The sequence below is a fragment of the Rhizobium sp. AG207R genome, assembly GCF_027109195.1.
GTDB classification, from domain to species: Bacteria; Pseudomonadota; Alphaproteobacteria; order Rhizobiales; family Rhizobiaceae; genus Rhizobium; species Rhizobium dioscoreae.
Window position 1 is genome coordinate 161,607 of sequence record NZ_JAEPVT010000006.1, and the last position, 21,168, is coordinate 182,774.

The 21,168-nt window shown below is 58.1% G+C and carries 31 protein-coding genes; 11 read left to right on the forward strand and 20 right to left on the reverse strand.

Translation table 11 applies throughout. The features are described 5' to 3' along the window. Positions 1-78: 78 nt before the first annotated feature. The 4 genes from JJQ51_RS32925 to JJQ51_RS15740 are packed head-to-tail and all read right to left on the reverse strand — an operon-like array spanning position 79 to position 3,239. On the reverse strand, positions 79-294 hold the full coding sequence (locus JJQ51_RS32925) for a hypothetical protein (protein WP_371865485.1): 216 nt from the start codon (positions 292-294) through the stop codon (positions 79-81). Then, the gene (locus tag JJQ51_RS15730; RefSeq protein ID WP_371865484.1) at positions 291-1,403 is read right to left on the reverse strand and encodes a DUF1073 domain-containing protein; all 1,113 of its coding nucleotides are present in this window, start codon (positions 1,401-1,403) and stop codon (positions 291-293) included. Before JJQ51_RS15730 ends, JJQ51_RS32925 begins: the two co-directional genes overlap by 4 nt. 47 nt (positions 1,404-1,450) lie before the next feature. Continuing rightward, positions 1,451-2,935, reverse strand: coding sequence for a phage terminase large subunit (gene terL / locus JJQ51_RS15735; RefSeq protein WP_173004630.1), 1,485 nt, complete (start codon positions 2,933-2,935; stop codon positions 1,451-1,453). After that, on the reverse strand, positions 2,892-3,239 hold the full coding sequence (locus tag JJQ51_RS15740; protein WP_113351924.1) for a hypothetical protein: 348 nt from the start codon (positions 3,237-3,239) through the stop codon (positions 2,892-2,894). Before JJQ51_RS15740 ends, terL begins: the two co-directional genes overlap by 44 nt. Between JJQ51_RS15740 and JJQ51_RS15745 the strand changes: the two genes are divergently transcribed. Both JJQ51_RS15745 and JJQ51_RS15750 read left to right on the forward strand, forming a co-directional pair. Continuing rightward, positions 3,238-3,453: a hypothetical protein gene (locus JJQ51_RS15745; RefSeq protein ID WP_113351923.1), complete on the forward strand. Its 216-nt coding sequence runs from the start codon at positions 3,238-3,240 to the stop codon at positions 3,451-3,453. The genes JJQ51_RS15740 and JJQ51_RS15745 overlap by 2 nt on opposite strands. A 138-nt stretch (positions 3,454-3,591) precedes the next feature. Next, positions 3,592-4,269, forward strand: coding sequence for a class I SAM-dependent methyltransferase (locus JJQ51_RS15750; RefSeq protein ID WP_233789752.1), 678 nt, complete (start codon positions 3,592-3,594; stop codon positions 4,267-4,269). A 31-nt stretch (positions 4,270-4,300) separates the two neighbouring features. On the opposite strand, the gene JJQ51_RS15755 is transcribed toward JJQ51_RS15750, so the two are convergent. The 4 genes from JJQ51_RS15755 to JJQ51_RS15770 all read right to left on the reverse strand — a co-directional run bounded on the left by JJQ51_RS15755 (position 4,301) and on the right by JJQ51_RS15770 (position 5,997). Further along, the gene (locus JJQ51_RS15755; protein WP_113351922.1) at positions 4,301-4,966 is read right to left on the reverse strand and encodes a DUF6362 family protein; all 666 of its coding nucleotides are present in this window, start codon (positions 4,964-4,966) and stop codon (positions 4,301-4,303) included. Then, the gene (locus JJQ51_RS15760) at positions 4,941-5,357 is read right to left on the reverse strand and encodes a hypothetical protein (protein ID WP_069612591.1); all 417 of its coding nucleotides are present in this window, start codon (positions 5,355-5,357) and stop codon (positions 4,941-4,943) included. Before JJQ51_RS15760 ends, JJQ51_RS15755 begins: the two co-directional genes overlap by 26 nt. A gap of 55 nt (positions 5,358-5,412) precedes the next feature. Beyond that, on the reverse strand, positions 5,413-5,697 hold the full coding sequence (locus JJQ51_RS15765; protein WP_113351921.1) for a hypothetical protein: 285 nt from the start codon (positions 5,695-5,697) through the stop codon (positions 5,413-5,415). 75 nt (positions 5,698-5,772) lie between these two features. After that, positions 5,773-5,997, reverse strand: a complete 225-nt coding sequence (locus tag JJQ51_RS15770; RefSeq protein WP_113351920.1) for a hypothetical protein — start codon at positions 5,995-5,997, stop codon at positions 5,773-5,775. Between the two features lie 361 nt (positions 5,998-6,358). Here JJQ51_RS15770 and JJQ51_RS15775 point away from each other — a divergent pair, with 361 nt between their 5' ends. The 3 genes from JJQ51_RS15775 to JJQ51_RS15785 all read left to right on the forward strand — a co-directional run bounded on the left by JJQ51_RS15775 (position 6,359) and on the right by JJQ51_RS15785 (position 8,299). Continuing rightward, the gene (locus JJQ51_RS15775) at positions 6,359-7,147 is read left to right on the forward strand and encodes a LexA family transcriptional regulator (protein WP_113351919.1); all 789 of its coding nucleotides are present in this window, start codon (positions 6,359-6,361) and stop codon (positions 7,145-7,147) included. 115 nt (positions 7,148-7,262) lie between these two features. Continuing rightward, the gene (locus JJQ51_RS15780; protein ID WP_233788720.1) at positions 7,263-7,856 is read left to right on the forward strand and encodes a hypothetical protein; all 594 of its coding nucleotides are present in this window, start codon (positions 7,263-7,265) and stop codon (positions 7,854-7,856) included. Between the two features lie 47 nt (positions 7,857-7,903). Further along, positions 7,904-8,299, forward strand: coding sequence for a nuclear transport factor 2 family protein (locus tag JJQ51_RS15785; protein WP_162748793.1), 396 nt, complete (start codon positions 7,904-7,906; stop codon positions 8,297-8,299). Between the two features lie 68 nt (positions 8,300-8,367). On the opposite strand, the gene JJQ51_RS15790 is transcribed toward JJQ51_RS15785, so the two are convergent. The 7 genes from JJQ51_RS15790 to JJQ51_RS15820 all read right to left on the reverse strand — a co-directional run bounded on the left by JJQ51_RS15790 (position 8,368) and on the right by JJQ51_RS15820 (position 15,322). Then, on the reverse strand, positions 8,368-9,018 hold the full coding sequence (locus JJQ51_RS15790) for a response regulator transcription factor (protein ID WP_113351916.1): 651 nt from the start codon (positions 9,016-9,018) through the stop codon (positions 8,368-8,370). A 3-nt stretch (positions 9,019-9,021) separates the two neighbouring features. After that, on the reverse strand, positions 9,022-10,086 hold the full coding sequence (locus JJQ51_RS15795; protein WP_113351915.1) for a sensor histidine kinase: 1,065 nt from the start codon (positions 10,084-10,086) through the stop codon (positions 9,022-9,024). A 208-nt stretch (positions 10,087-10,294) separates the two neighbouring features. Continuing rightward, positions 10,295-10,660 carry a hypothetical protein gene (locus JJQ51_RS15800; protein ID WP_113351914.1) on the reverse strand — a complete coding sequence of 122 codons (366 nt, stop codon included), beginning with the start codon at positions 10,658-10,660 and terminating at the stop codon, positions 10,295-10,297. Between the two features lie 175 nt (positions 10,661-10,835). After that, on the reverse strand, positions 10,836-12,167 hold the full coding sequence (locus JJQ51_RS15805) for an ABC transporter ATP-binding protein (RefSeq protein ID WP_113351913.1): 1,332 nt from the start codon (positions 12,165-12,167) through the stop codon (positions 10,836-10,838). 21 nt (positions 12,168-12,188) lie between these two features. Beyond that, the gene (locus tag JJQ51_RS15810) at positions 12,189-13,949 is read right to left on the reverse strand and encodes an ABC transporter permease (protein WP_152092640.1); all 1,761 of its coding nucleotides are present in this window, start codon (positions 13,947-13,949) and stop codon (positions 12,189-12,191) included. Positions 13,950-14,046: 97 nt separating this feature from the next. Continuing rightward, complete coding sequence (locus JJQ51_RS15815) at positions 14,047-14,277, reverse strand: hypothetical protein (protein WP_113332296.1); 231 nt, start codon at positions 14,275-14,277, stop codon at positions 14,047-14,049. Positions 14,278-14,986: 709 nt separating this feature from the next. Continuing rightward, complete coding sequence (locus JJQ51_RS15820) at positions 14,987-15,322, reverse strand: hypothetical protein (RefSeq protein ID WP_145316615.1); 336 nt, start codon at positions 15,320-15,322, stop codon at positions 14,987-14,989. Between the two features lie 135 nt (positions 15,323-15,457). On the opposite strand from JJQ51_RS15820, the gene JJQ51_RS15825 reads away from it, so the two are divergent. From JJQ51_RS15825 to JJQ51_RS15845, 5 genes are all read left to right on the forward strand, one after another. After that, positions 15,458-16,420 (forward strand): hypothetical protein, encoded by a 963-nt coding sequence (locus tag JJQ51_RS15825; protein ID WP_152092639.1) that lies wholly within the window; start codon positions 15,458-15,460, stop codon positions 16,418-16,420. Beyond that, positions 16,421-16,933: a GNAT family N-acetyltransferase gene (locus tag JJQ51_RS15830; protein ID WP_113351910.1), complete on the forward strand. Its 513-nt coding sequence runs from the start codon at positions 16,421-16,423 to the stop codon at positions 16,931-16,933. Positions 16,934-17,262: 329 nt separating this feature from the next. Continuing rightward, entirely contained in the window at positions 17,263-17,679 is a 417-nt protein-coding gene (locus tag JJQ51_RS15835; protein WP_269244872.1) for a hypothetical protein, read from the forward strand. Between the two features lie 22 nt (positions 17,680-17,701). After that, on the forward strand, positions 17,702-17,914 hold the full coding sequence (locus JJQ51_RS15840) for a hypothetical protein (protein WP_269244873.1): 213 nt from the start codon (positions 17,702-17,704) through the stop codon (positions 17,912-17,914). Further along, complete coding sequence (locus JJQ51_RS15845; RefSeq protein ID WP_269244874.1) at positions 17,911-18,096, forward strand: hypothetical protein; 186 nt, start codon at positions 17,911-17,913, stop codon at positions 18,094-18,096. Before JJQ51_RS15840 ends, JJQ51_RS15845 begins: the two co-directional genes overlap by 4 nt. A gap of 303 nt (positions 18,097-18,399) precedes the next feature. On the opposite strand, the gene JJQ51_RS15850 is transcribed toward JJQ51_RS15845, so the two are convergent. The 5 genes from JJQ51_RS15850 to JJQ51_RS15870 form a co-directional block, all read right to left on the reverse strand. Next, entirely contained in the window at positions 18,400-18,750 is a 351-nt protein-coding gene (locus tag JJQ51_RS15850; RefSeq protein ID WP_269244875.1) for a DUF1515 family protein, read from the reverse strand. Between the two features lie 102 nt (positions 18,751-18,852). Next, complete coding sequence (locus tag JJQ51_RS15855; protein ID WP_269244876.1) at positions 18,853-19,110, reverse strand: hypothetical protein; 258 nt, start codon at positions 19,108-19,110, stop codon at positions 18,853-18,855. Next, the gene (locus JJQ51_RS15860; protein WP_269244877.1) at positions 19,085-19,447 is read right to left on the reverse strand and encodes a hypothetical protein; all 363 of its coding nucleotides are present in this window, start codon (positions 19,445-19,447) and stop codon (positions 19,085-19,087) included. Before JJQ51_RS15860 ends, JJQ51_RS15855 begins: the two co-directional genes overlap by 26 nt. After that, complete coding sequence (locus JJQ51_RS15865) at positions 19,447-20,049, reverse strand: lysozyme (protein WP_269244878.1); 603 nt, start codon at positions 20,047-20,049, stop codon at positions 19,447-19,449. The genes JJQ51_RS15860 and JJQ51_RS15865 overlap by 1 nt, the downstream gene beginning before the upstream one ends. Next, positions 20,036-20,275 carry a DUF7940 domain-containing protein gene (locus JJQ51_RS15870; RefSeq protein ID WP_269244879.1) on the reverse strand — a complete coding sequence of 80 codons (240 nt, stop codon included), beginning with the start codon at positions 20,273-20,275 and terminating at the stop codon, positions 20,036-20,038. The genes JJQ51_RS15865 and JJQ51_RS15870 overlap by 14 nt, the downstream gene beginning before the upstream one ends. Positions 20,276-20,409: 134 nt before the next feature. Between JJQ51_RS15870 and JJQ51_RS15875 the strand changes: the two genes are divergently transcribed. After that, positions 20,410-21,150, forward strand: a complete 741-nt coding sequence (locus JJQ51_RS15875; protein ID WP_269244880.1) for a DUF1698 domain-containing protein — start codon at positions 20,410-20,412, stop codon at positions 21,148-21,150. The last annotated feature ends 18 nt before the right edge of the window (positions 21,151-21,168 follow it).

A 21,168-nucleotide genomic window follows, 5' to 3' on the forward strand; every position in this document is an offset into this window, starting at 1 on the left:
ATCCAGCTTTGCATCTAAAACCTGAGCACGATTTCTTTAGGGAACGTATCGAAAAATGCGGCGGTAGTGACCGCTGTTTTATGCCGCATTCTCTTTGAAGGCATTAGCGATACAGTCTCGCTCTTCGAGAATTCCGGACCATTCATCCTGATAATATGTAGAGTCGTAGATCAGCGTGAAAGGACCTTGATAGCCAGCCGCGTTGGAAAGCCTAATGCAGCGGACATAATCCTCTGCATCAAGACCCGTTGCTGAATAACGCCCCTTTGCATGACAAAGTTCGGCCCGGCTCATGATCTTTGCGAGATCCTCGTATTTGCCGTCCCGCTCCCAGTTGCCGAAATCACCGTTGAGGCCGACTTTGCCGTGCAAAGCATCGAGAATCCGATTGACCTCCGTCGGTCCGGGTAACAGGTTGAACCAGTTTTCTTCATGTCGGCCATGCCCGTAGCATTCATGCCGGCAGGCGATTGGCCGAGCAATCGGGTGACCGGAATATCGGCCGCGCCGGCAACGATCTGCAGGAAGGCCATCAGAATATCCGTAAGACCAGAGAGCGGTGCGCTCTTGCTGTCGTATTCCTCCTCGGCGTCGAGAATCAGGGTGCCGTTGACCCCCTTGATGGTGTTGGCGAGCGCGTAGCGACGCAGCACCGCATCCTCATAGGCCTGATTGCCGATATTCGCCGAGAACTGCGGAACCTTGATGATGTCGATCTTCGCCTCGAAGACGAGGCTCGCGATGTTGGCCGCCGTACTGTCGGCATTCTTGATCACGTCGAAGGTCGCGGCCAGCACGCTTTCGCCCCAAGCATGATTACCCATGCCACCAAAATCCTCATTGGTCGCCATCACCCCCTTGAAGATGACGAGCCGAGACGGATGGATGGTCACCTGAATGCCGTTAGCACCGGTCAGCGTGTAGAATTTCGGCGTGCCATACCATTCCGAGGTCGGATCGCTCTCGATGTCCCCGGCAGCCACCTGACGGCGCGTCAGCACCGTCAGGTGTTTAAGGCCGCCCTTCCCGATTCGCTCCGCCTCAAGCGGCAACGCAGGATCGGCATCTTCCGCGCCAATGAACAGGGCAGCGCCACCGAAAAGCCGTGCTTTCGTCGCTGCTTCCAGCACTTTGCCGCGTAGATTGAGACGGCGTTCCTCCGCATCGAGCAAGCCGATCTGATCGCTCGCCGCCTGCCAGTTTCGCCATTTCCGGCAGCTATCCAGCGCCGGAATGTCGACGATCTTGCGCGGCAGCCAGGAGCCGCGATAGGCAGCAATGATCTGCTCGTCCGTCAGGATCGGCTGCGTATAGAAAACAGATGCCGCCTTGTCGCGTTCGGTGCCCATGCGGGATGCAAGGCTCACCAATCCGTCGCGAACCATCGAGAATACCTGCCCCATGGATTGTCCTTTGATATGATGGATGAAGAGGCACGCACGAGGCGAGCCTAGAAGTTGCTGAAGCTGAAGGACGAACTCAGCGCGAGTTCGTTCAAAGCGTCGGCGAAGGCATCGACCTGATCGTCAAACTGCCCATTCGGAAAGGCGCAGACCTCATCCAGAAATGCTTCGTTCCAGTCCCCGCGCAAAAGCTTGACATTTCCTGCTTCAGCCTGCGCCGAGGCCGGCTTGGCGCGCGTCGCCTTGTCACCGGTTGGCGACATGGTTTTTACAGGAAAGCCGGCGAGCAGCTTGATCTTGGTTTCCGCATCGGCCTTGCCGGCCGCACCGGGATCTTGCGGCATGCGGATCGTCACCGTCGGCCCGTCCTGCGATGCAGTATTCTTGAGATTGCGCTCCACCCCGGCGGGTGACCAGCGTCCGCGCGCGATGGTTTCGACATAGAAAACACCGCCGATCAAAGCCATGCGCAGACCGACTGTCCAGTCCGGCTTGCGACCGGGACGCGCTTTCGAAGCCGCGAAATCCCAGGCGCGGCAACGCTTTGCGCCTGCAGGCAGCGCTTCGACGATCTCGAAATCGTTGCGCTGAAATAAACCGCCCGAGCGAGGCGCAGGCCGCTGCTGAAACTGGCCTGCCACCGCATAGGAGCCAAGCGGGACCTTGTCCCGCTCGACCACCGAACGAGGAAAGCGCTGCGGAAAAAGCAGTCCGCCCTCCTCAGTCCTGGGATCGACAAATCCGATCGAGGTCCGGCATCGGCGCTCCGGCTCGAATTCCATTGGCAGCATCAGGTGCTCGTAACCAAGCCCAAGCGCGAGGATCGTACCGGAGACATCCGCCTCGTGCAGTCGCTGCATCACGACGACGATCGCCGAGCGCTGAGGATCGTTGAGCCGCGTCGGGACGGATTCACGAAAGGTACGGACCGTGGACAGGCGCTCGGCCTCCGATTCCGCCCCATCGACGGAATGCGGATCGTCGATGATGACACGATCGCCGCGACCACCGGTCAGCCTCGAAAACGGCACCCCCTGGCGCGAACCAATACGGGTGTTGGCGAAAGCCATCTCGCCCGTTCTCGTCAGCTTGACGACATCACCCCAAAGCGCCTGATACCATTCGGAGGCAACGAAGTCGCGCATGCGCCTGTTGTCGCGCTTGGCGTAATGTTCCGAATAGGAGGCGCCGAGATAGCGCAGCTGCGGCTTGCCTTTCGGCCCCCATTCCCAAGCCGGCCAGAACACGCCGCAAAGAAGCGACTTCATCGTACCTGGCGGCACGTTGATCAGCAGTCGGGTAATCTCGCCCGAAGTTACTGCTTCGAGATGTTGGCAGATGGCATCGATATGCCAGCCATAAACATAGTCAACCGAGGGCTCGACGACGTGCCAGGCCTCCCGAACGAACCCCGTCAGCGATTGGCAGTTGGCTCGAATTCGTTCAGCATCCAAGGCAAGCCGGGTGGCGACCTCGGCCTGTTCGCGCTCAGTTCTCCGTTTTGCCCTCTCCTCCTCGATCGCTGCCATCATCGTCGCCGGATCCGGCAAGCGGACCGAAGAGGGATTCGAGTATCGCAAGCTGCTCATCCGTGGCATTGGTTAGGTCGATGGTGACGCCGCGGCCTCCTTTGGTCCCGGCGCCAGAGCGCTCGCTAGGCTTCTGATGAACATAGGAGGCTGCTATCTTTGCCATTTCATCGCGCCGCTTCTGATCCGCCTCGTCGTCGCGCATTACTTTCAGCATGTAATCAAGCGGCGTGTCGTCGGCGGAAACGGCCTTGCGACGGCGCGCACGCGGTTTGCGCGGCGCGACCGGCTTGTCGGCATTGGTCATGCTTCAGATTTCCGATGGGATTTTGAAAGAAAACAAGCGGTTCAAAACAACGCTTGCGATCGACAGTGCGTCGCTGCAACTGTTCTCATCATGCCAAAATAGATACCGCATTTCGGCGCAGTTGGCGACACCCTTGAAGGCCGATCGCCGCGCAAGGAATGGGGACTTTGACGGAGATAGAAAACAAGCTATTGAAATTGCAGATAAATATTAAATTTTGCGGTCCGACAAATTGAACGATATACGCTTCATTCCTTACCCGCTGGCTTCGAATATCTGGGATGAGCGATCAAATTCAGTCGAGGGAAGGCTCTTGAGCAGATCTGCACCAGATGACCAGCCGGATGGTTCCGTGAGCCTGGATTCGGTTCGACAGTTCATCGCTACTAATCTCCCGGTCCTGCCTGTTCCCGGAATCCCCGAAATTCGCCTGCATAAAGCAGGCCCACGAAGCGGACTGCGGCGCCTCGCCGAGCACGATCCGCAATTCGGCTCACCTTACTGGGCGCATTATTGGGGAGGAGGCCTGGTTCTGGCTCGTCATCTTCTCGACAGGCCCGAAAGTGTGACTGGTCGCCGCGTACTAGATCTCGGCGCCGGCTCGGGAATTGTCGGGATTGCCGCTGCAAAGGCAGGCGCAGCAAAAGTCTATGCCGCCGATGTCGATCCCTATGCAATTGCAGCTATCGAACTCAATGCTGCCCTCAATGAGGTGATGATCGATCGCCTACTCGCAGATCTGACGAAGAGCGAGCCGCCTGAGGTCGACGTCATATGCGTCGGAGATCTTTTCTATGATGCAGCGCTCGCGGAGAGCGTCATTGCTTTTCTGGACCGCTGCCTGGCTCGGGAAATCATGATTCTGATCGGCGATCCATGGCGCACTCATCTGCCGACAGCACGGCTTCGACTTCTCGCAGAATACGCTGTCCCAGACTTCGGCGAGGTCACCACAAAGACCCGCCCAGCCGGCGTTTTTGCGCTTGGGAGAGCAAGGTCACCAAACGGAGATATTGGCACATCACAATGATGGCGGGTTCGGACCGCGTCATTACGACGGCTCAGGCTTTCATCTTGGCACGCCTGCGGTTTTCCCGCTCCAATCGCTTGGCCAGTTCGGCAAGTTCGGGACTTGCCGCATCGAAGACAGGCCGCGCATCATCCGGCAACCAGTGCGTCTTATGCCTGGGCGCCACTGGTTTCACTCGTTCGATGCCGCCCGGCGAGTTGGGCATCATCGGTGCAATGCGCGACCAATCAGGCTCTTGCAAGATCGGAGAGATGACAAGGAGCGCACCTGCAAGACTCTGAAATTCGCTTTGAATACGTCGTTCGGCCGTGCGCCGTACGCGCCCTGTCCGCGCACAAAAATCCCGAAATGAACCGGCGATATAGGGGGCGGCAAGGCAAATGGACCATCGCGAAAGCAGGATGCGCCGCTCCTCGTCCCCGACATGAACGCGCAGCCATTCCTGCAAGACCTCTTCTGCCCGGCTGATTGCCGCAGCGCTCGGACGATAGCGAATGCGGCTATCGGCATGATCCATCGGCTCGGGCAAAACCTCCGGCCAGAGCGTCCGCATCCTGTCCGGCCGGACGCCGCGTACATCGAGATGAACCATCGTATCGGCAGCTTCGACGAAACGTGCACGGATGATCAGGCTGAGATCGGCGATCTCGGCCGCGCGAAGGGACAGGTCATCAAACTGCGAGGCGGACCGGTGCATCAAGTCGTTTCTCCAATTCCTGATAAATCAGCGTTCGCAACGTCGCCCGAACGGGCCAGGGCCGCCGCGCCACCGCATCCGTGCGCAATGTGGCAAGCGCGATATCATCAAAGGCGCCCAGAAGATCGCCGGGTCGCTGCAGCGCCCAATCCTGCCGTTGCGCTAGAACATCGGATACGGCGCCGATCGTGTCCGACCAGAGTTCATCGCGATTGCTCCCGGTTTGCCGGATGCATCGTAGAACGAAGACCAGATGGCCATCGCCGTAGCGGCCTCGGATTTCCTGCATCGTACCGCGCGCATGGCTCTCCGCAGGCGCACGGCGCCGATGGACAGGAACCAGCTTGATGCCGAGTCCATCGAGAAGAAGATCCAGCCTGCCTTTGGTCATGACAGTTCAACTCCTTTCGTCGGTGAATTTGATCCTTTTTTTATCCATGGACCGCTCATGAAGCGCTTCCAGCGACGGCGATAGGGCTGTGCGATTTGGGTTTGAAGAAGGCCTCCGCCTTGGAAATTGCCTCCACCCTCGCCCCATCACGCAGCATAGGCGTGTTGAGATAAGCGACCATCGCCTCGCCGGCTGCAGCCTTGGCGGCATCCTGCGTTTCGAAGACGATCGGTTCGCCCCGACTATCTCGAAGAATCTCATTTGTGGCTCGGTGAACCTTGCGAATCCAGCCGAGGTGGCCACCGGCAACGGCCTCTGTTCCGATTTGAAATTCGTTCATAGCAACCTCCCCCGGCTCGCTTGGCCAGGTCTATCTCTAGGGTTTCCGATTGAGTTTTAACGTTCTGGTGCCCGTCTACCGCCTGCGCAGCTTTGCTGCCTGCGCCGGCTTTCTGGGCTCAAGCGTGGAGTCTTCGACAATGCGGAAGTGAATTTGGTCTCCTTCCGGGGCACCGGAGTCTTCATCCTTGAGGGATGGCATTGGCGAATTCCAAATGGCCGACTTCATCGCAATCACCATAGCGACGAAAAACAACGCCGCGGCGATGCAAGCGAGAAGGCCCTGAAGCATTTCGATCATGGCAGCACCTCCTGGCCCGCTGCCTCAGAAAAAGACTTGGCCTCCGTCATTTCAGCAGGCTGGACAGCTGCATCACAATTCTCACAATGCTGCTCGACGATCTCCGCAATCGACAAAATTCGAAGGCATCCGGGGCACCCCCAAAAGCGATCGAAATATCCAGCCCGCGGCGCTGCCCTTCTGCTCCCACTGCCCATGATCATCACCTCACCTCTAAAACATTATCTGCCGCCTACCGCGCCAGGCTGCTCACGTGCCAATTAGCGTTTTGCGCCACGGGCATCTTGATAAACACAAATTATGTTGATAATAATGGCGATGTCAACATTATTTATGTCGGAAATTTTGCAAGGGTCGAAAGATGCAGAAATCCATGGGCGAACGACTGAGAGCGGCCCGCGAAGCCGCAAATTATCCATCAGCCACGAAGGCGGCGGAAGCGCTGGGCGTCAGCCTGTCCACCTATCGCGCGCATGAAAACGGCCAGAACGAATTCAGTGCCGAAGTCGCCAATCGATATGCGAAGAAATTCGGCACGACGGCGGCCTACCTGCTGACTGGCGAAGGCCTGCGCAAAGCCGCACGACCGTCGCCGAACATCGTCATGTCATTCGACCCGGACGAGCAGGATCAGGACGGATTTGCCGAGAGTGGCGACGAACTCAGCTACAGCCGGGAACACTGGAAGCCACAGATCGAAGGCGCAACACCGGAGGTGGACGTCAAGCTCGGCGCCGGCAGCGGCATCGTCGGCGAAGTCATCAACCTTCCCGTCGGTTCGGGCAATGTTGCCGGGCATAAGATCGTCGCGGAATGGCTTATCCCCACCGGATATCTGCGAAACGAGGCAAAGGCCTCACCGAACCACACAATTATCATGGAAGTTGTCGGCGATTCCATGCAGCCGACCTATATGCCTGGCGATCGCGTGATCGTCGATCTCTCGCAGAACCAAATGACCACCGATACGGTCTACGCGATCAGCGACGGCTATACGGAACCCCAGATCAAGCGCCTCCAGCGAGTTCCCTTTAGCCGGCCAAGCGAAGTCAAGATCATTTCCGACAATCCGGCACTGGAAACTTTCACCGTCGAATTGGACCGCTTGACGATCATCGGCCGCATCTGCGGTCATATCGCACGCAAATAAAATCAATTTAGCTACAGCCATTTTTTGTTTGAGCTACACAATAAACATAAAATATGTTGACATATATCATGTTGAATGGCAACTTCACCGATAAGAGCCATTGGTCCTGAATGGAATGAGCCCGGGCAGCGTAGGATCTAGCCCGAAGTCAGCGAAACCGGATGCACCAGGCGCTACGATTGAAAAGGCTACAAGGCCATCGAAGGAGAGTGCCATTCATGCCGAAAAAGCCGAATGCTTTCATCATCGCACCGACCGATGCGTTGAGGGGAACCGGTATTGCCGGGATATCGCCGATCGCCAAGACGGGAGAATGACGGTGTACGCTCGGGAATTTTCCTGCGAATATTCGTTTGATGAGCTCAACATCCGCCTATGCGATCGCTGGGAAACCGGATTGCTATTATATGGGTGCGCTGAATTGACGTCGGCAGGTGCCGATTACGAGGATGAGTTCTACGTTTCGGCAATCAGATTGGATGGCGGTGCAAGGCTTGCGCGGCCGAATGCCTTGAACAATGCAGGCGGCTTCGAGTCCGAATTGTTTCGGCGGATAGCTGCCGTCATCGAAGACGACAGAACACAGGCAGGCCGTCACGCCGCCGAACTTTTTGCCATCGAATTGGAGCAATCCCGGCAAACCGACTATGATCAAAACCATAAGATCAGACGGGAAAGAAACCTGCAGATGCTTGCACCAACACATTGAGGCCCATTGCAGCCGAGCATCAACACCCAATGGAGGTTGCCGAGACCATGGACGTCTCCCAACACGAGCTTGAAGAGATCCGCCTACTGGAGCAGAAGCTGCATCTCCCTCAAATCCGGCAATCGCCGGCGATCGTGGCGGAACTATTGGCGGAAGGCTTCGTTGAATTCGGCAGCTCCGGAACGGTCTATGACGATAGAGATGAACTAATCGCCTGTCTGGCCGCAGAAAAATCGGAAGAAGCCGCTCCGCCCATTATTTCCCGCGACTATGTCTTTCGATCGATCTCACCGGATGCCGTCCTCGTCACTTATCGAAGCATCCGAGAGGCTCGAGAGAATGGCCAGGAGCGGCATACTTTACGGAGCTCGATCTGGCAGCGCATCGATGGGCGATGGCAGATGATCTTTCACCAGGGAACGCCCACGGTTTCGCAGGATTGAATCCACAACCCGGTGCCACCGCATTTGCAAGCCATGAAATCCTTGCGACTGGGGTAAATGCGCTAAGTTTAGCGGAGCCCAGGCGCTGTATCGTTGGCTTTACCGTCTGTGAGGCCGAGGTTATCTGCCATCCGAATGAGATCGGCAACGGAGTCGGCCCGCATCTTGCGCATGGCCTGACCGCGATGGACCTTTACGGTGATTTCGCTGAGGCCGATCTCGGCGGCGATCTGCTTGTTCAGGAGGCCTCGCGCAACGAGCGCCATCACCTCACGTTCGCGCGACGTGAGCGTTGAAAACCGCTCGTGAAGATCAACCTCCGCCGCCTGCTTGCGCAGGCGGGCGCGATCAATTTCGAGCGCCTGCCTGATGGCGTCGAGCAGATCCTGTTCCCGGAACGGCTTTAGAAGAAACTCAACCGCGCCGGCTTTCATCGCCCTGACGGACATCGGCACATCGCCGTGTCCGGTGAGGAAAATGATCGGGATCGTATAACCCGCCCGGGCAAGTTCATCCTGAAAGTCAAGCCCGCTCGCATCCGGCATCCTGACGTCCAGGACGATGCAAGCTGGCCCTTCAGACCGAGGAGACGCCAAGAAATCCCGCGGCGACGCAAAGCCATGCGTATCATAGCCGACGGAGCGCAATAGACTGTCGAGTCCATCGCGTACGGATGGATCATCGTCGATGACGTAAACGGTCGGCTGCCGTCCCTGCATTCCCTATCCCTTTGCCTTTCCGCCGAGCGGCAAGGTGAAACCGAAGACGGCTCCGTGCGGAAAATTCGGCGCCGCATAAATGGCCCCGCCATGCGCCTCGATGATGGACCGGCTGATAGCAAGCCCCATCCCCATGCCTTTCGGCTTCGTCGTGTAGAAGGCTTCGAATATCCTGTCGAGCATTTCGGCCGGCATGCCGCCACCGGTATCGCGTACGCTGACGGTCACCTTCCGTTCATCCGCGGCGGCGCTGACGAGCAACTCGCGCGTTCCTGCATCGACCTCAGCCAGAGCTTCGATCGCATTCATGACGAGATTGAGAAGCACCTGTTGAAGCTGGACACGATCGCCAACCATCAACGGCAGATCGCCCGCCAATTCCGAACGGAACAGGATCTGATTCCGACGGATTTCGCTGCGGACGAGTTCCAGCACATCATTGATGGCTTCGGCCAGATCGATCGTGTCGCTAGACGGCGACGAGCGCGCCACCAGTCCACGGACACGGCCAATGACATCGCCTGCTCGCCCGGCATCCGCGACAATTCGCTCGATGGCGCGGCGGGCTTCGTCGTGATCGGCCGGTGTTGCAGAAAGCCATCGAAGCGCGGCATTGCCGTTGGCGGCAATTGCAGTGATCGGCTGGCTGACCTCATGGGCTACCGACGTACCCAACTCACCGACGATCATGAGACGCGACATGCGCGCGAGCTCCGATTGTGCCTGCCTCGCCCTGGCATCGAGCATTTCGATCCTGATTGCCAGGTAAGTGGTCGCACCGATCGCGACCAGACTAAGCGTACTGTTGATCAGGCCGGCCTGAGAGGCGCCATGGCTCGTCAAAAAATAGCTGATGACGGTCAGGGCGGCACATGCAATCCCGACCATCGCGATAGCTCCGGGTCGACCGGAATAGACCGCCAGCAAGATTACCGAGACATAAAGAACGGCAAAGGCGATCTCCAGATCCGTGATGGTATCGCCGATGAAAATGAGACCGGCGAGGATCATAATGCCGAGCCAAAGAAAGGGCATTTCGAAGAGGTATTTCAGAAATTCGCGCCTCATCCCTTGCATCCCTGCATCACCATTTCCGCAGCATTGCGTGCGGAAGCTGCAAACTGCCTGACCCGAAGCGCCAAGACAACAGCCGCACTCTTTGACTTTCGTCTCGCATGACATTCCCCGCAGCTGACGAGAGCTTGGGCCCGCACATGTTCGCCCGTTGCAAACAGCGTCAGATACCGGTGCCGCACTCGAGGAGACGGCGGCCTGATCAAGCGCGGCGGTCATTGTTATCGTTTCCGGCATAGCGGCTGACGAGACGCCGGCGCTGGCTGCGCCGAAGAACGACAAGGCTCGCCCTGTTGAGACCCGCTGCCCAGCGGAGAAGCGTGCGCGTCCTGCTGGCAGACAAAAATCCATTGAAGAACAAGCGTGTAGCCATCCGCATAAGCCAATGCGCACCCCAGAGAAGCGCCATCATATATAGGAGACCGATAAAATCCTTCAGCCGTGCTACCCGCCCGCCGAAGCGCTTGACAATGTGGGATAGGCGGCGCTTTTCCTTGCCCGGCCTATTTGGCTTGTTCCTGTTGAGCGCTTCCAGGAAACGGCCGAGTTCTTCGTTGTCTCTGCGCACGTCAATCCGTCCCGCAGCCAGACAGGCCGCGCGACCTCAGACCGCCAAAGCGGCGATCTGCCGGATCTCATGCGCTAAGCTCTGCCGTGGCGGCCTATCAAATCCAGAAATATAAGGGGACCGGCCACCGCCTCAGCCGGCGGCAACCCTTTCACATTCGCTTCGGCTGAAGGTTTCAACTTGGGTTTTCCAGCGTGAACAGATCGGCATTTTCGTCATAGGCGAAATATTCCGCATAGCGGGCCCAGTTCGTAACAGCCTTGAGGGTGGTGTCGGCATAATCCTCGGACATGTAATCCTCCAGCTCATCGCGGAAGCGCCGGGCAGGCGCGCGGTGGGTCGGCCGCTCGTCGAGCACGCGGCGAATGTGAGCAGCCAGCGGCACATAGGTCGCCAGATGCTGCTCGAAAAGCTTCTTGCGTTCGTCGACATCGCTATCGGAGAAGCGTAAGCCCGGCGCCGTCAGCTTGATGTCGCCCCCTTCCAGATCGGCAAAACGCAGCAGTTGAAGCGTTTCCGCGACCGGAAAGAGGTCATCGATGCCGAGATGCAGATGGGTGGCCAGCGGCGGCAGATCGGCCTGCCCTCGATAGGGCTCAGCGGCGACCGTTTCGATCAGACCGGACATAAGGTTGGTCGACACGCGCGGCAGAGCCATGGCAATGCCGGTGCCGGGAAAAAGGCCCTCGCGCGTCGGTGCACCGGTCTTCACCGTCATCCGCGCATAAATGTCTTCGACCAGCATGCGGAAGGCAGGATCGAGACGGTTGCGCGGCTGCGGCAGATCGACATGGATCTCCGCAATCACACGGCCGGGATTCGATCCGAAGATCAGGATGCGGTCGCACATCAGCACCGCTTCTTCGATATTGTGGGTCACCATCAGAACCGACTCGATCGGCATCCGACCCTCGCACCACAGATCGAGCAGATCCGTGCGAAGCGTTTCCGCCGTCAGCACGTCGAGCGCCGAAAAGGGTTCGTCCATCAGCAGAACCTTTGGCCGGACGACGAGTGCCCGCGCAAGACCGACACGCTGGCGCATGCCGCCCGACAGCTCCTTCGGATAGGCGCTTTCGAAACCGTCGAGGCCGATGAGATCGATGGCAGCGAGCGCTCGCTTGCGCCGCTCGGACGACGCAACACCTTGCGCTTCCAGACCTAGCTCAACGTTTTGCAGCACGGTCAGCCAGGGAAAGAGCGCGAAGCTCTGGAAGACCACGGCAACATCGGAGTTGGGGCCGACGACCGGCCGGCCTTCGAAGGTAATGTCCCCTCTGCTCGGGCGGATCAGGCCGGCAATCGCACGCAGCAGCGTGGACTTGCCGGAGCCGGAACGGCCGAGCAATCCAACGATTTCATTGGGATAAAGCTGAAGATCGACATTTTCGAGTACGACGAGCGAGCCGGACGCTCCCTTGTCGTAGGCCTGGCACACCTGCTTGGCGAAAACCAACGGCGCATTCCTTGCAATATCGGTCTTCCTGGAGATGACAGCGTTTTCCATATTCGGTTCTCCGATCTTGAATTAATCGAGGCGCATGCGGCGTTCGGCGAAAACGTAGAGCGGCCGCCAGAGCGTTCTGTTGAAGAGTGTCACAAAGATCGACATGACAACGATGCCGAGGATGACCCGCGGAAAATCGCCTGCTTCTGTCGCCTTCGCGATGTATGATCCAAGTCCGAAGGCTTCGAGTTTCGTGTTGCCCCAGCTTGCTAGTTCAGCGACGATGCTGGCGTTCCATGAACCGCCGGACGCCGTCAGCGCTCCCGTTACGTAGTAAGGGAATATTCCCGGCAGCATCACGCGCCGCCACCATGTCCATGAGCGCAGCCGATAGACCGAGGATGCCTCCCGCAGATCGGTGGGAAATGCACTCGCGCCGGCAATCACGTTGAATAGGATGTACCATTGTGTGCCGAGGACCATCAGCGGCGACAGCCAGACGTTCGGGCTAGCACCCGTCGCAACGATCGCAACCACCGCCACAGGAAAGAGCACATTTGCCGGAAACGCCGCCAGGAACTGTGCCAGAGGCTGAACACGCTCAGCAACCGCAGGCCGCAGGCCGATCCAGACTCCGATCGGAACCCAGATGACACTGGCGACCGCAATAAGAACGACAACGCGAACGAGCGTTACAAACCCGCCGGCAAAAGCAATCCAGACATCGCCCCAGGAGAGCGTCTGGCTGAGATAGGAAACCGCATCCCAGATACTCCAGGCACCGACGACGGCGATCAGCGCATACCAGGCGATATCGATGGCCCAGCCGACGGCTTGCTGCCCGCCTCGCTCTTTTGCAACCGTACGCGACGTCGGCAGCAGCCGCACGAGCATCAGCCTACCCCATGCAGCGGCCAAAGGTGTGATCACGTACTTCAGGAGACGCGTGCGGCGGATCAGCGAATAGACCCAGGAGCGCGGCTTCTGCTGCCCGGCTGTCTGCTCGAAGCGAAACTTGTCTGCCCAGGCGACGATCGGGCGGAAAAGCAGCTGATCGTAAAGAAGGATGACGACCGCCATGGCAAATACAGCCCAGCTTACGGCGGCGAAATCCTGCTTGTCGATGGCAACCGCCAGCCATGAGCCGAGCCCGGGAAGCTGCACGGTAGTATCGCCGACCGTGATCGCTTCGGAAGCAACCACGAAGAACCAGCCGCCGGACATCGACATCATCGTGTTCCAGACGAGGCCGGGCGCAGCAAAGGGAGCCTCCAGCCGCCAGAAGCGCTGCCAGCTCGACAGGCCGAAACCGCGGCTGACCTCATCGAGATCGCGCGGAACCGTCCGCAGCGACTGATAAAAGGAGAAGGCCATGTTCCACGCCTGGCTGGTAAAGATCGCAAAGATCGAAGCACATTCCGCACCAAGCTGGCTTCCGGGGAAAAGTCCCATGAAGAAGGTGACGGTGAAGGTCAGAAAGCCGAGCACTGGGACGGATTGCAGAATGTCGAGAGCCGGAATGATGATCTTCTCGGCGCGGCGGCTCTTTGCGGCTAGCGTTGCGACGACGAAGGTGAAGATGAGGGAGGCAACGATTGCCGCCATCATCCGCAAGGTCGTCCGCAACGCATATTCAGGCAGATAGGCCGGGTCGAGCGACAGCGGTGCCGTGGACAGGCTCGCCAGCGGTGCGCGCATCTCGGCTACACCGTGAAGTGTGAGATAGGCGGCAGCGGCAATGAAGGCGAATGCGGCGAGATCATAGCCATTCGGCAGAATACGCGAACCGGCCAACGCAGCAACGGCGCTACGCTCGCGTCGGTCGTTTGCAAGAAAAACCATGTCATAACCCTTTGAAACAGGATGTCATCGGCCAGGGCGCGGTCGGTATGGCGCCGCATTCGCGACGCCACCGGTGCGCTTGTTTAAGAAAGGACACTTAGGCCGCGTGACGGCTGCCATCCTCGTCGAGGACCGGCTCGCCTTCTGTCGTCCAGAAGCACTCGAGCTTTCCCGTAAGGGAATTGATGTGCCAGATGGCAATCAGGCGCGGACGCTGCGGCGGCACGGAGCGCTCAGCCGGACGGCTGCCGGCCGAAATCGCGAAAGTGTTCGGGGCGGAAAACTTGGCTGCGAACCTGCGTTCGCGGAAAAGAACGATGTTGTTCATGGCTTACCTCTTCGGCCCACCTGACGGCAGATCCGAAGGGCGAGCCGGACAGGCTAGGCCCGACCGACGCTCGCCCGGCGAATGCCGGCAGCGGTCCAGGTTGTTGCGATGACCGTCCGGGTGCAGCATGACGCCGCAACCGGACAGCGACTAGGGTAGCTGTCCATTGGTTTCTTGATCTGTTGGTTTCGTTAGCCTTCGCATTGCGTTGCGAAGACATGGCCGTATTGTCACAGCCACCGAGAGCGGTCAATCAGGCGATGGTGCACCGCCATTATACCAAAGTATATGGCGCACGATCTCGATGACGGACAGCACGGCGGCAACAATGCAAGCCTGTATTCAACGGTCCTGCCGCGAGCGAGCACGTGAAAATCCGCAAATCTCCGAGCCTTGCAGCAGCGATCCATTCTCCGATCGCCCAGCCCTCACCGAGGAAGATATCGCTCAACCGAGCTGAAGCGTCTCTCCGCAGGCCCGATGTGAAACGGCCTTACGGCGCTCCACGGAAATGGAGCCGAAAACCAAGCTTTTGTGCAACAATAACTTTCAAAATAGAGGCAAGAGAATAGTTAATTTGCAAATATTCATGCCTTGCATCAGAAATATATAAGCGACTCCACTGTCGTTTCGGCGTTTATCCGGTCGGGTCGCCGAAGGACGACGGCCATTATATATCTGAGACAATATAGAAGGCGCGATGAAATTTTTACTCAGAACTTTTGGTGAAATCGCTCTTCTGGATAGCGACGAACACCAAATAGCGTTTCCGAAGAAGGCGCTTCTGATTATTGCCTATTTGCTCGCGAGTGACAGCAAGTCCGTCAGCAGAACAAACATGGCGCGATTTCTTTGGGGTGAAGGTGACTTGGCGAATTCGCTGACAAACCTTCGCAAGCTCGTTTCCCGTATCAAGAGCCGGCAATGGGACTTGAACGTCGAACTTCTGACCTTTGATGATACCGACATTCACATCGCAAATGGCTCGTTCACGAGCGATATTGTCTTGACGCGGGTAAGCACGACTGGGAATCCAGCCGAGCATCTCCGCACCTTGATGGAGCGCTCGCAGTTAAAATTCCTGGAGAGAGCCAACTGCCAAACCCGAGCGTTCATCGATTGGCGAGAGAGCGAAAGAAGGCGACACCTCGCCATGTTAAAGGAAGCGCTGGATGCTGCGGTGACGACTTCAATCGCGTCGTCCGGCGATATCGCGCTTATCAAGGAGGCCGCCCTCCTTCTTTTTGAAGCCGAACCGCAAGACGAGACCACACGCCGTATATTGCTGAAGGCGTTTGACGCCGAAGGCGGCGTCGACCAGCTAAAGCGCATATTCGCGCGTCGCAAGGATCTTGTCTCGCCTTGGCTGGCAACCCTGGCGGCATCGCCCCGCTCTCCGACACCAGTTGCTCCGGCGCATTCGCCGGCCATATCCGAGCAGGATACTGCCACGCAGCCTGTCTTGCCCATCCCTCGCCTCGCCTTGCTGCCGCCAGACAACGACGGCTCCGATGGTATCGCGACCATGATCGCCTCCTCGCTCATAGAAGACATCACTCTCGGCTTTTGCGCCTTGCACAGCCTGCGAGTGGTTGCCCCCTACTCCGCTATCCAGATCGGCCGCCAAGCCGAGGATAAAGGCGCGCTTTTCGAGCGATATGACATCAACTATGTCCTGGAAACCCGATTGAGCGGGCCGGATGACGACCTTTCGCTCCTCACACAACTCGTCTCCCTGCCGGGTAGCGAGATCCTGTGGGCAGAGCGCTTCAATTTCGGCACGCTTGATCTTGCGCGCAATAAGCGCGAAATCTCAAGGCAGATCGTGCTCGCCGCCGCCGCGGAAGTCGAGCGGCACGAGACGGCGCGTGCCTATTTTGAGGACAACCCCGACGCCGACCATCAATATCTCGTCGGTGCGCTCGACTATATCAGCCGGATGATCGATCCCAGCCTCGCAGACAGGCTCGCCGCGGCAAGCTTGGCGATGCTGAGACATCAGGACGAGGCGCGCACGCTCGCACAATGCGTGCGCGAGGCCAATCCCAATTTCGATGTAGATAGATGGCCGTCACTCATCCCGAGCAAAGAGCAACGACACAGGGATCCATATCGCGAAGGTCTGAAAAAGTCGGGGGTTTGAATGGCAATATCGTTGACCCACATTCGCGCAGAAGAAGCCAAAGATATCGACACTATTCATGCAATCACCTCTGCTGCCTTTGAAGGAAAGAACTATAGTTCCGGCACCGAGGCGGCAATCATCGATGCGCTGCGAACGGCCGGTGCGCTGACCCTTTCCATCGTCGCCGTGGAGAACGATGAGATCGTCGGTCACGTGGCCTTCTCGCCCGTGACAATCGAATCCGGAGCCGAAGAGTGGTTCGGCCTTGGCCCGGTATCCGTCCGCCCCGACCGACAGGGCAAAGGCATCGGAAAGGCTCTGATTGAAAACGGACTGGCGCGGCTGAGAGAGCGCGGCGCCAATGGCTGCGTGGTTCTGGGTAATCCCCGCTACTACAGCCGTTTCGGCTTCACGAGCGACGGAACCCTTCATTACGCTGACGTACCGGTCGAGTATTTTCAGCGGATCATGTTCAAGGGACCAACCCCAAAAGGGACGGTTGTGTTCCACGCGGGCTTCGACGTAGCGTAGGAGAACCGAGCCTTCAGAAGAGATGCGGCTCCGGATTCGGCAGTCTATTGGCAACCGCCGCAGGCACGGAAGCGGGGAAGACCTAACGCGACCAGGGACTAGCCGGAATAGTGTTGACAGGTTGTTGAAGCGATCTTGCATCGCTTGGACAGTCGCATCGGAGAGATCATCGTAGTTTTGCAAGCTGGAACAAATGGTGGGCCCGGAGGAGGTCAACTAAGATACTGATTTCAATAACTTAGGATGGAATTACCCCTCCAAAATCCCGTTGGAATCATTATCATCCTAGCTTTGCTCCCCTCGCAGCCGCCTATTGAAGGAGACCACATATGACGATGATTGAGCGCGTAGGATGGGCGATAGCGAACGTGGCGCTTTGGTCACGCTTCAACGATTGGACATCAGATAGGGTCGAAGGTTTTCCTATCGAGATCTGCCGCTATGGAAATGATGATGAACCAGAGATCGTCGTTGTCCGCAGATTTCCACGTGACATTGGTGAAATGGAAGCTCTGACCATGACGGTTATGGAAGAACGCGCCAGGGCTGCCATCGAGGCTATGCGCGAGCCGAGCGAAGCGATGGTTAGTTCACAGGGGAAATCACGCCCAGACTTGGCGCCGACTGAGAGAGCGAGAGCATTGGCAGAGAGGTTGAACGCATCCATCCGGCTTCAAGCTGTGCGCACCTACAGAGAAATGATCGATGCAGCCCTTCAGGAAGGCAACGGGACGGTGGAAACGTAGCGCCCCCAAAATGGAGCGATTTATGCAGTTTTATTTATACCACAGGGATTTTTTGCCGGAGGGCGTGCCGCGCTCAGTTGAAGCAGATAATGAAATTGAAGCGGCAAAGCTGTTCGATGCACACGTAAAGTCGCTGGGAGGATACATTCACGTGCATCCGAATAACGTCACTCGTATTGAGGGGCGATCGGGTATTATTCCCTTTTCACTAAACCATGCAAAGAGTGACCAATGACCGAACTGATTATTGGCGACGTGATCGAGGTTGAAACCATCGAGCAAAAGGGCCTCGTCGCCCGCGAGGTGTGGAGACGTGGGAATGTCTGCCACATCGATGAGCTCAAGATCGGCGTCGAATTCACGGACGGCGAACGATTGATGGTGCCGAGAGACGGCAGAGGGCCTAAGTGGCGATAGGTTGCTTGACTCCATCCCAAGCCAGAACATAGTTAGAACATCAGGGCGGCATCACAGGGAACGATGAAACCTATGTGAGGCTGAACCATGCGCTTTCAGAAAATACCCGATTGGGATCCTGGCTATCTCAATGTCTGCCCACGGCACGTCTATATCCGTGTTCGGTGCCAGGCCTGCGGAATTGAAAAGGACTTCGATCGTGACGCCCTGCCGTGGCAGCTTCATCACGCGCTGATCGAGGATATCGAATCAAGGCTGAAATGCTCATGCGGGGAGAAGAAAGCGAAGCTACTATTTGGGCACCTACTTGCCTAGCAGGACAATCGCTATGCGCTTGAGCGCATCGGCAAAAGACACCCCGAGCGCCATGCCGGCGATCCCGATCATGCCGAGCGCCCCGAGCCCCATGAGCTTCCAACGCTTAACGTCATCAGTGACCGGCCGCATCTCTGAGACGTCTTCCTGAACTGCGGCAAGATTGCCCTCGACCTTGCCGACGCGGTCAACCAATTGATCCATGCGCTGATGCATCGATGCTCTGCTGTTGTCCGATTTTATTTCGGACTGCCTGAAGGCATCCCGCAGATTTCGGACTTCTGCCAGGACTTCCCCCATTTGCTGATGAAGGCGTGGATCGCTGTCTGTTGGGGACATTTCGGCTCTTTCAATGGGGGATGGACATCAGGCCGGCGGCGATCGCGCATATGAGCGCCGCAGCCGATAGCAGGAAGAGGACGAGGCTCACGCGTGCCGGCATCACGGATGCCTCTCGAAATTTGCCCTGGTGCCATCGTAGAACGCCTCGCAGCGCCCGACACGCGCGTTCGCCCGATCGAGGGCGCCACGCTCCCGCACCACGACGGAGCGCAGCTCGTCGCCTACCCTGATGGAGGCATGCGGCTCTTTCTTCCGGCAGTCGTCAGGCAAAGGCGGCAAGTTGGTGCCAGCGGCTATTACGCCCTTTGCCGACGACGCCTTCTCCAGCCGGTCAGTGAGACTGCAGGAACTGAACATCAGCGGGATCAGCAAGGCACTGGCGATTGGCAGCGGCGAGCTTCTTTTCATAGTCGGCGATCTCGATATCGGTTTGAGCGTCTTTGGCGAGCTGGGCGGCATCATCGGCCGCCTGGCGCTTTCTGGCCTCTTCCAAGGCTTGGGAGGCGGCGTTGCGCTGGCGTTCCAGTTCGGCCGCCTTGGCCTCGGCCGTCGTCTTCTCGGCGAGCTCGACATATCCCGCACGGGCGCGGTGCTCCGCGGCTGGGATGCTGACAAGGCTCATGAAGACGTAAACGAGGAAGCCGCCGGCGATAGCTCCGGCTCCGAGCTTAAGGTAATCGAGGAGGCCGAACATCAGAGGCCACTCACGCAGGTTTCGGCCTCGCCGAGCCGCTGGGCATCGCCGTTTTCGCGGCGCTTCACCAGCCCATTGACGACTTGGCCACCGGCCTGATTGAACCGGGTCTGCATTTCGCAGGCCAGCCGGTAGTTGCCCTTCCCGGCTTCCCGCATGGCGCTGGAACGCATGAGAGCGCCCATCCCGAAATTATAGCCGCCTGAGATCTGCGAGGCCTGCAGGCTGACAGGGAAGCTCGTAAACTTCGGGACCTGCTTTGTGAGCGGCAGATAGTATTCCTCGTAGACTTCCTGCTCAAGGAAGTCGTCGCACTGAGCCTTGGTGAAGCTCATGCCGGCGGTGACAGGTTTGCCGTTTATCCGCGTCTTGCCGTAGCAGATGTCATAGATCTTGGCATACGGGTCCCAGTGGGACTTGAGCACGAGCCCTTCCCACGGCTTGATCAGTTTATCAGTCGCAAGGATGACGGCCGGCGGATAGACGTGCTTTGCCGGGTTAGTATCCTTGGTTGACTGCCAGCCCGCGGCCGCTGCGGCGACAAGGGCGGCGGCGATGGCAGCCTTGCCACGTTTCGTCGCGACAATCTTATTGATCGGCATCGGGGTTACCTTTCAGATTTTCTTGGGCAACAAGGCGAGAGATCAGCGCGCCGCAGGTGACGAGGCCCGTCAGCGCCGCGAAGGTGCCGCGGGGGATGGAGACGAACTGGTCGATGATCGGGAGAGCGACTTCGCAGCCGGACAGAATGCCAGCCACGACAATGAGCCGGATGCTCCACGCACGGCGAAGCACCCGGCCCCAGTCGGGAACGAGTTTCGGTTTCATGCAATTTCCTTGGAATCGGGGATTGCTCATTTGCCACAGCGTGGGAAAACACTGTGCTACAGGTTGACTAAGGATTCGGCATCCACCACAAAGACAACCCTCAGTTACCAATGGAGGCCGTAATGTCATATGTCTTGAAGAGCGAGCTCGATCCGGGCAAAGAAGAATGGGTCAAGAGCGAGATCGCTCGGCATCCATACTGGTTTCAGAAGATCCAGCTAACACCCACGATCGCAACTCCAGGCTGGTCCGACCCAGTAGAACTGAAGATCCCCTACTTCGGCTTGCCGGAAGATATGACCGGAATGCGCGTTCTTGATATCGGCTGCTCTGAAGGTTTCTTCAGTTTTGAGGCAGAGCGTCGCGGCGCGAAAGAGGTTGTGGCTATCGACAGTGCGCCGGAATCAATCCAGCGCTTCAATGTCATCAAGCATGCCATCGATTCCAACGCCAACGCCTACCTGACAACGGTCTACGACCTGAACCCGCGCGTCTTTGGAACGTTCGATCTCGTGATGTTCTTCGGCGTTCTCTATCACCTTCGCCATCCGCTCCTTGCCTTGGAAAAGGTAAAGAGTGTTTGCGCGAACCGGATGCTTTTCCAAAGCTCAGGCATCTTCGACGACTTCGAAAACGACCGCGCTATGATCGAATTTCACCCTCGTGGCCTGATGAGCGGCACGAAGGAAAACCCGCTCTACGACGGAACGGTCTTCTTCATGCCGAACGGCGCCGCCCTCAAGGGAATGATGGAGCACGTCGGCTTTGAGAACATTGAGTTCATCAGCAAGAACGCTGGCTGGGTGTTCCATGCCGAAGTGAAGGACAAGTTCGCGGGCGCGGCCCCTGACCCGGCAACAGTGCCAGGCGCCTGATCTGCAGAAGAGAGCGCG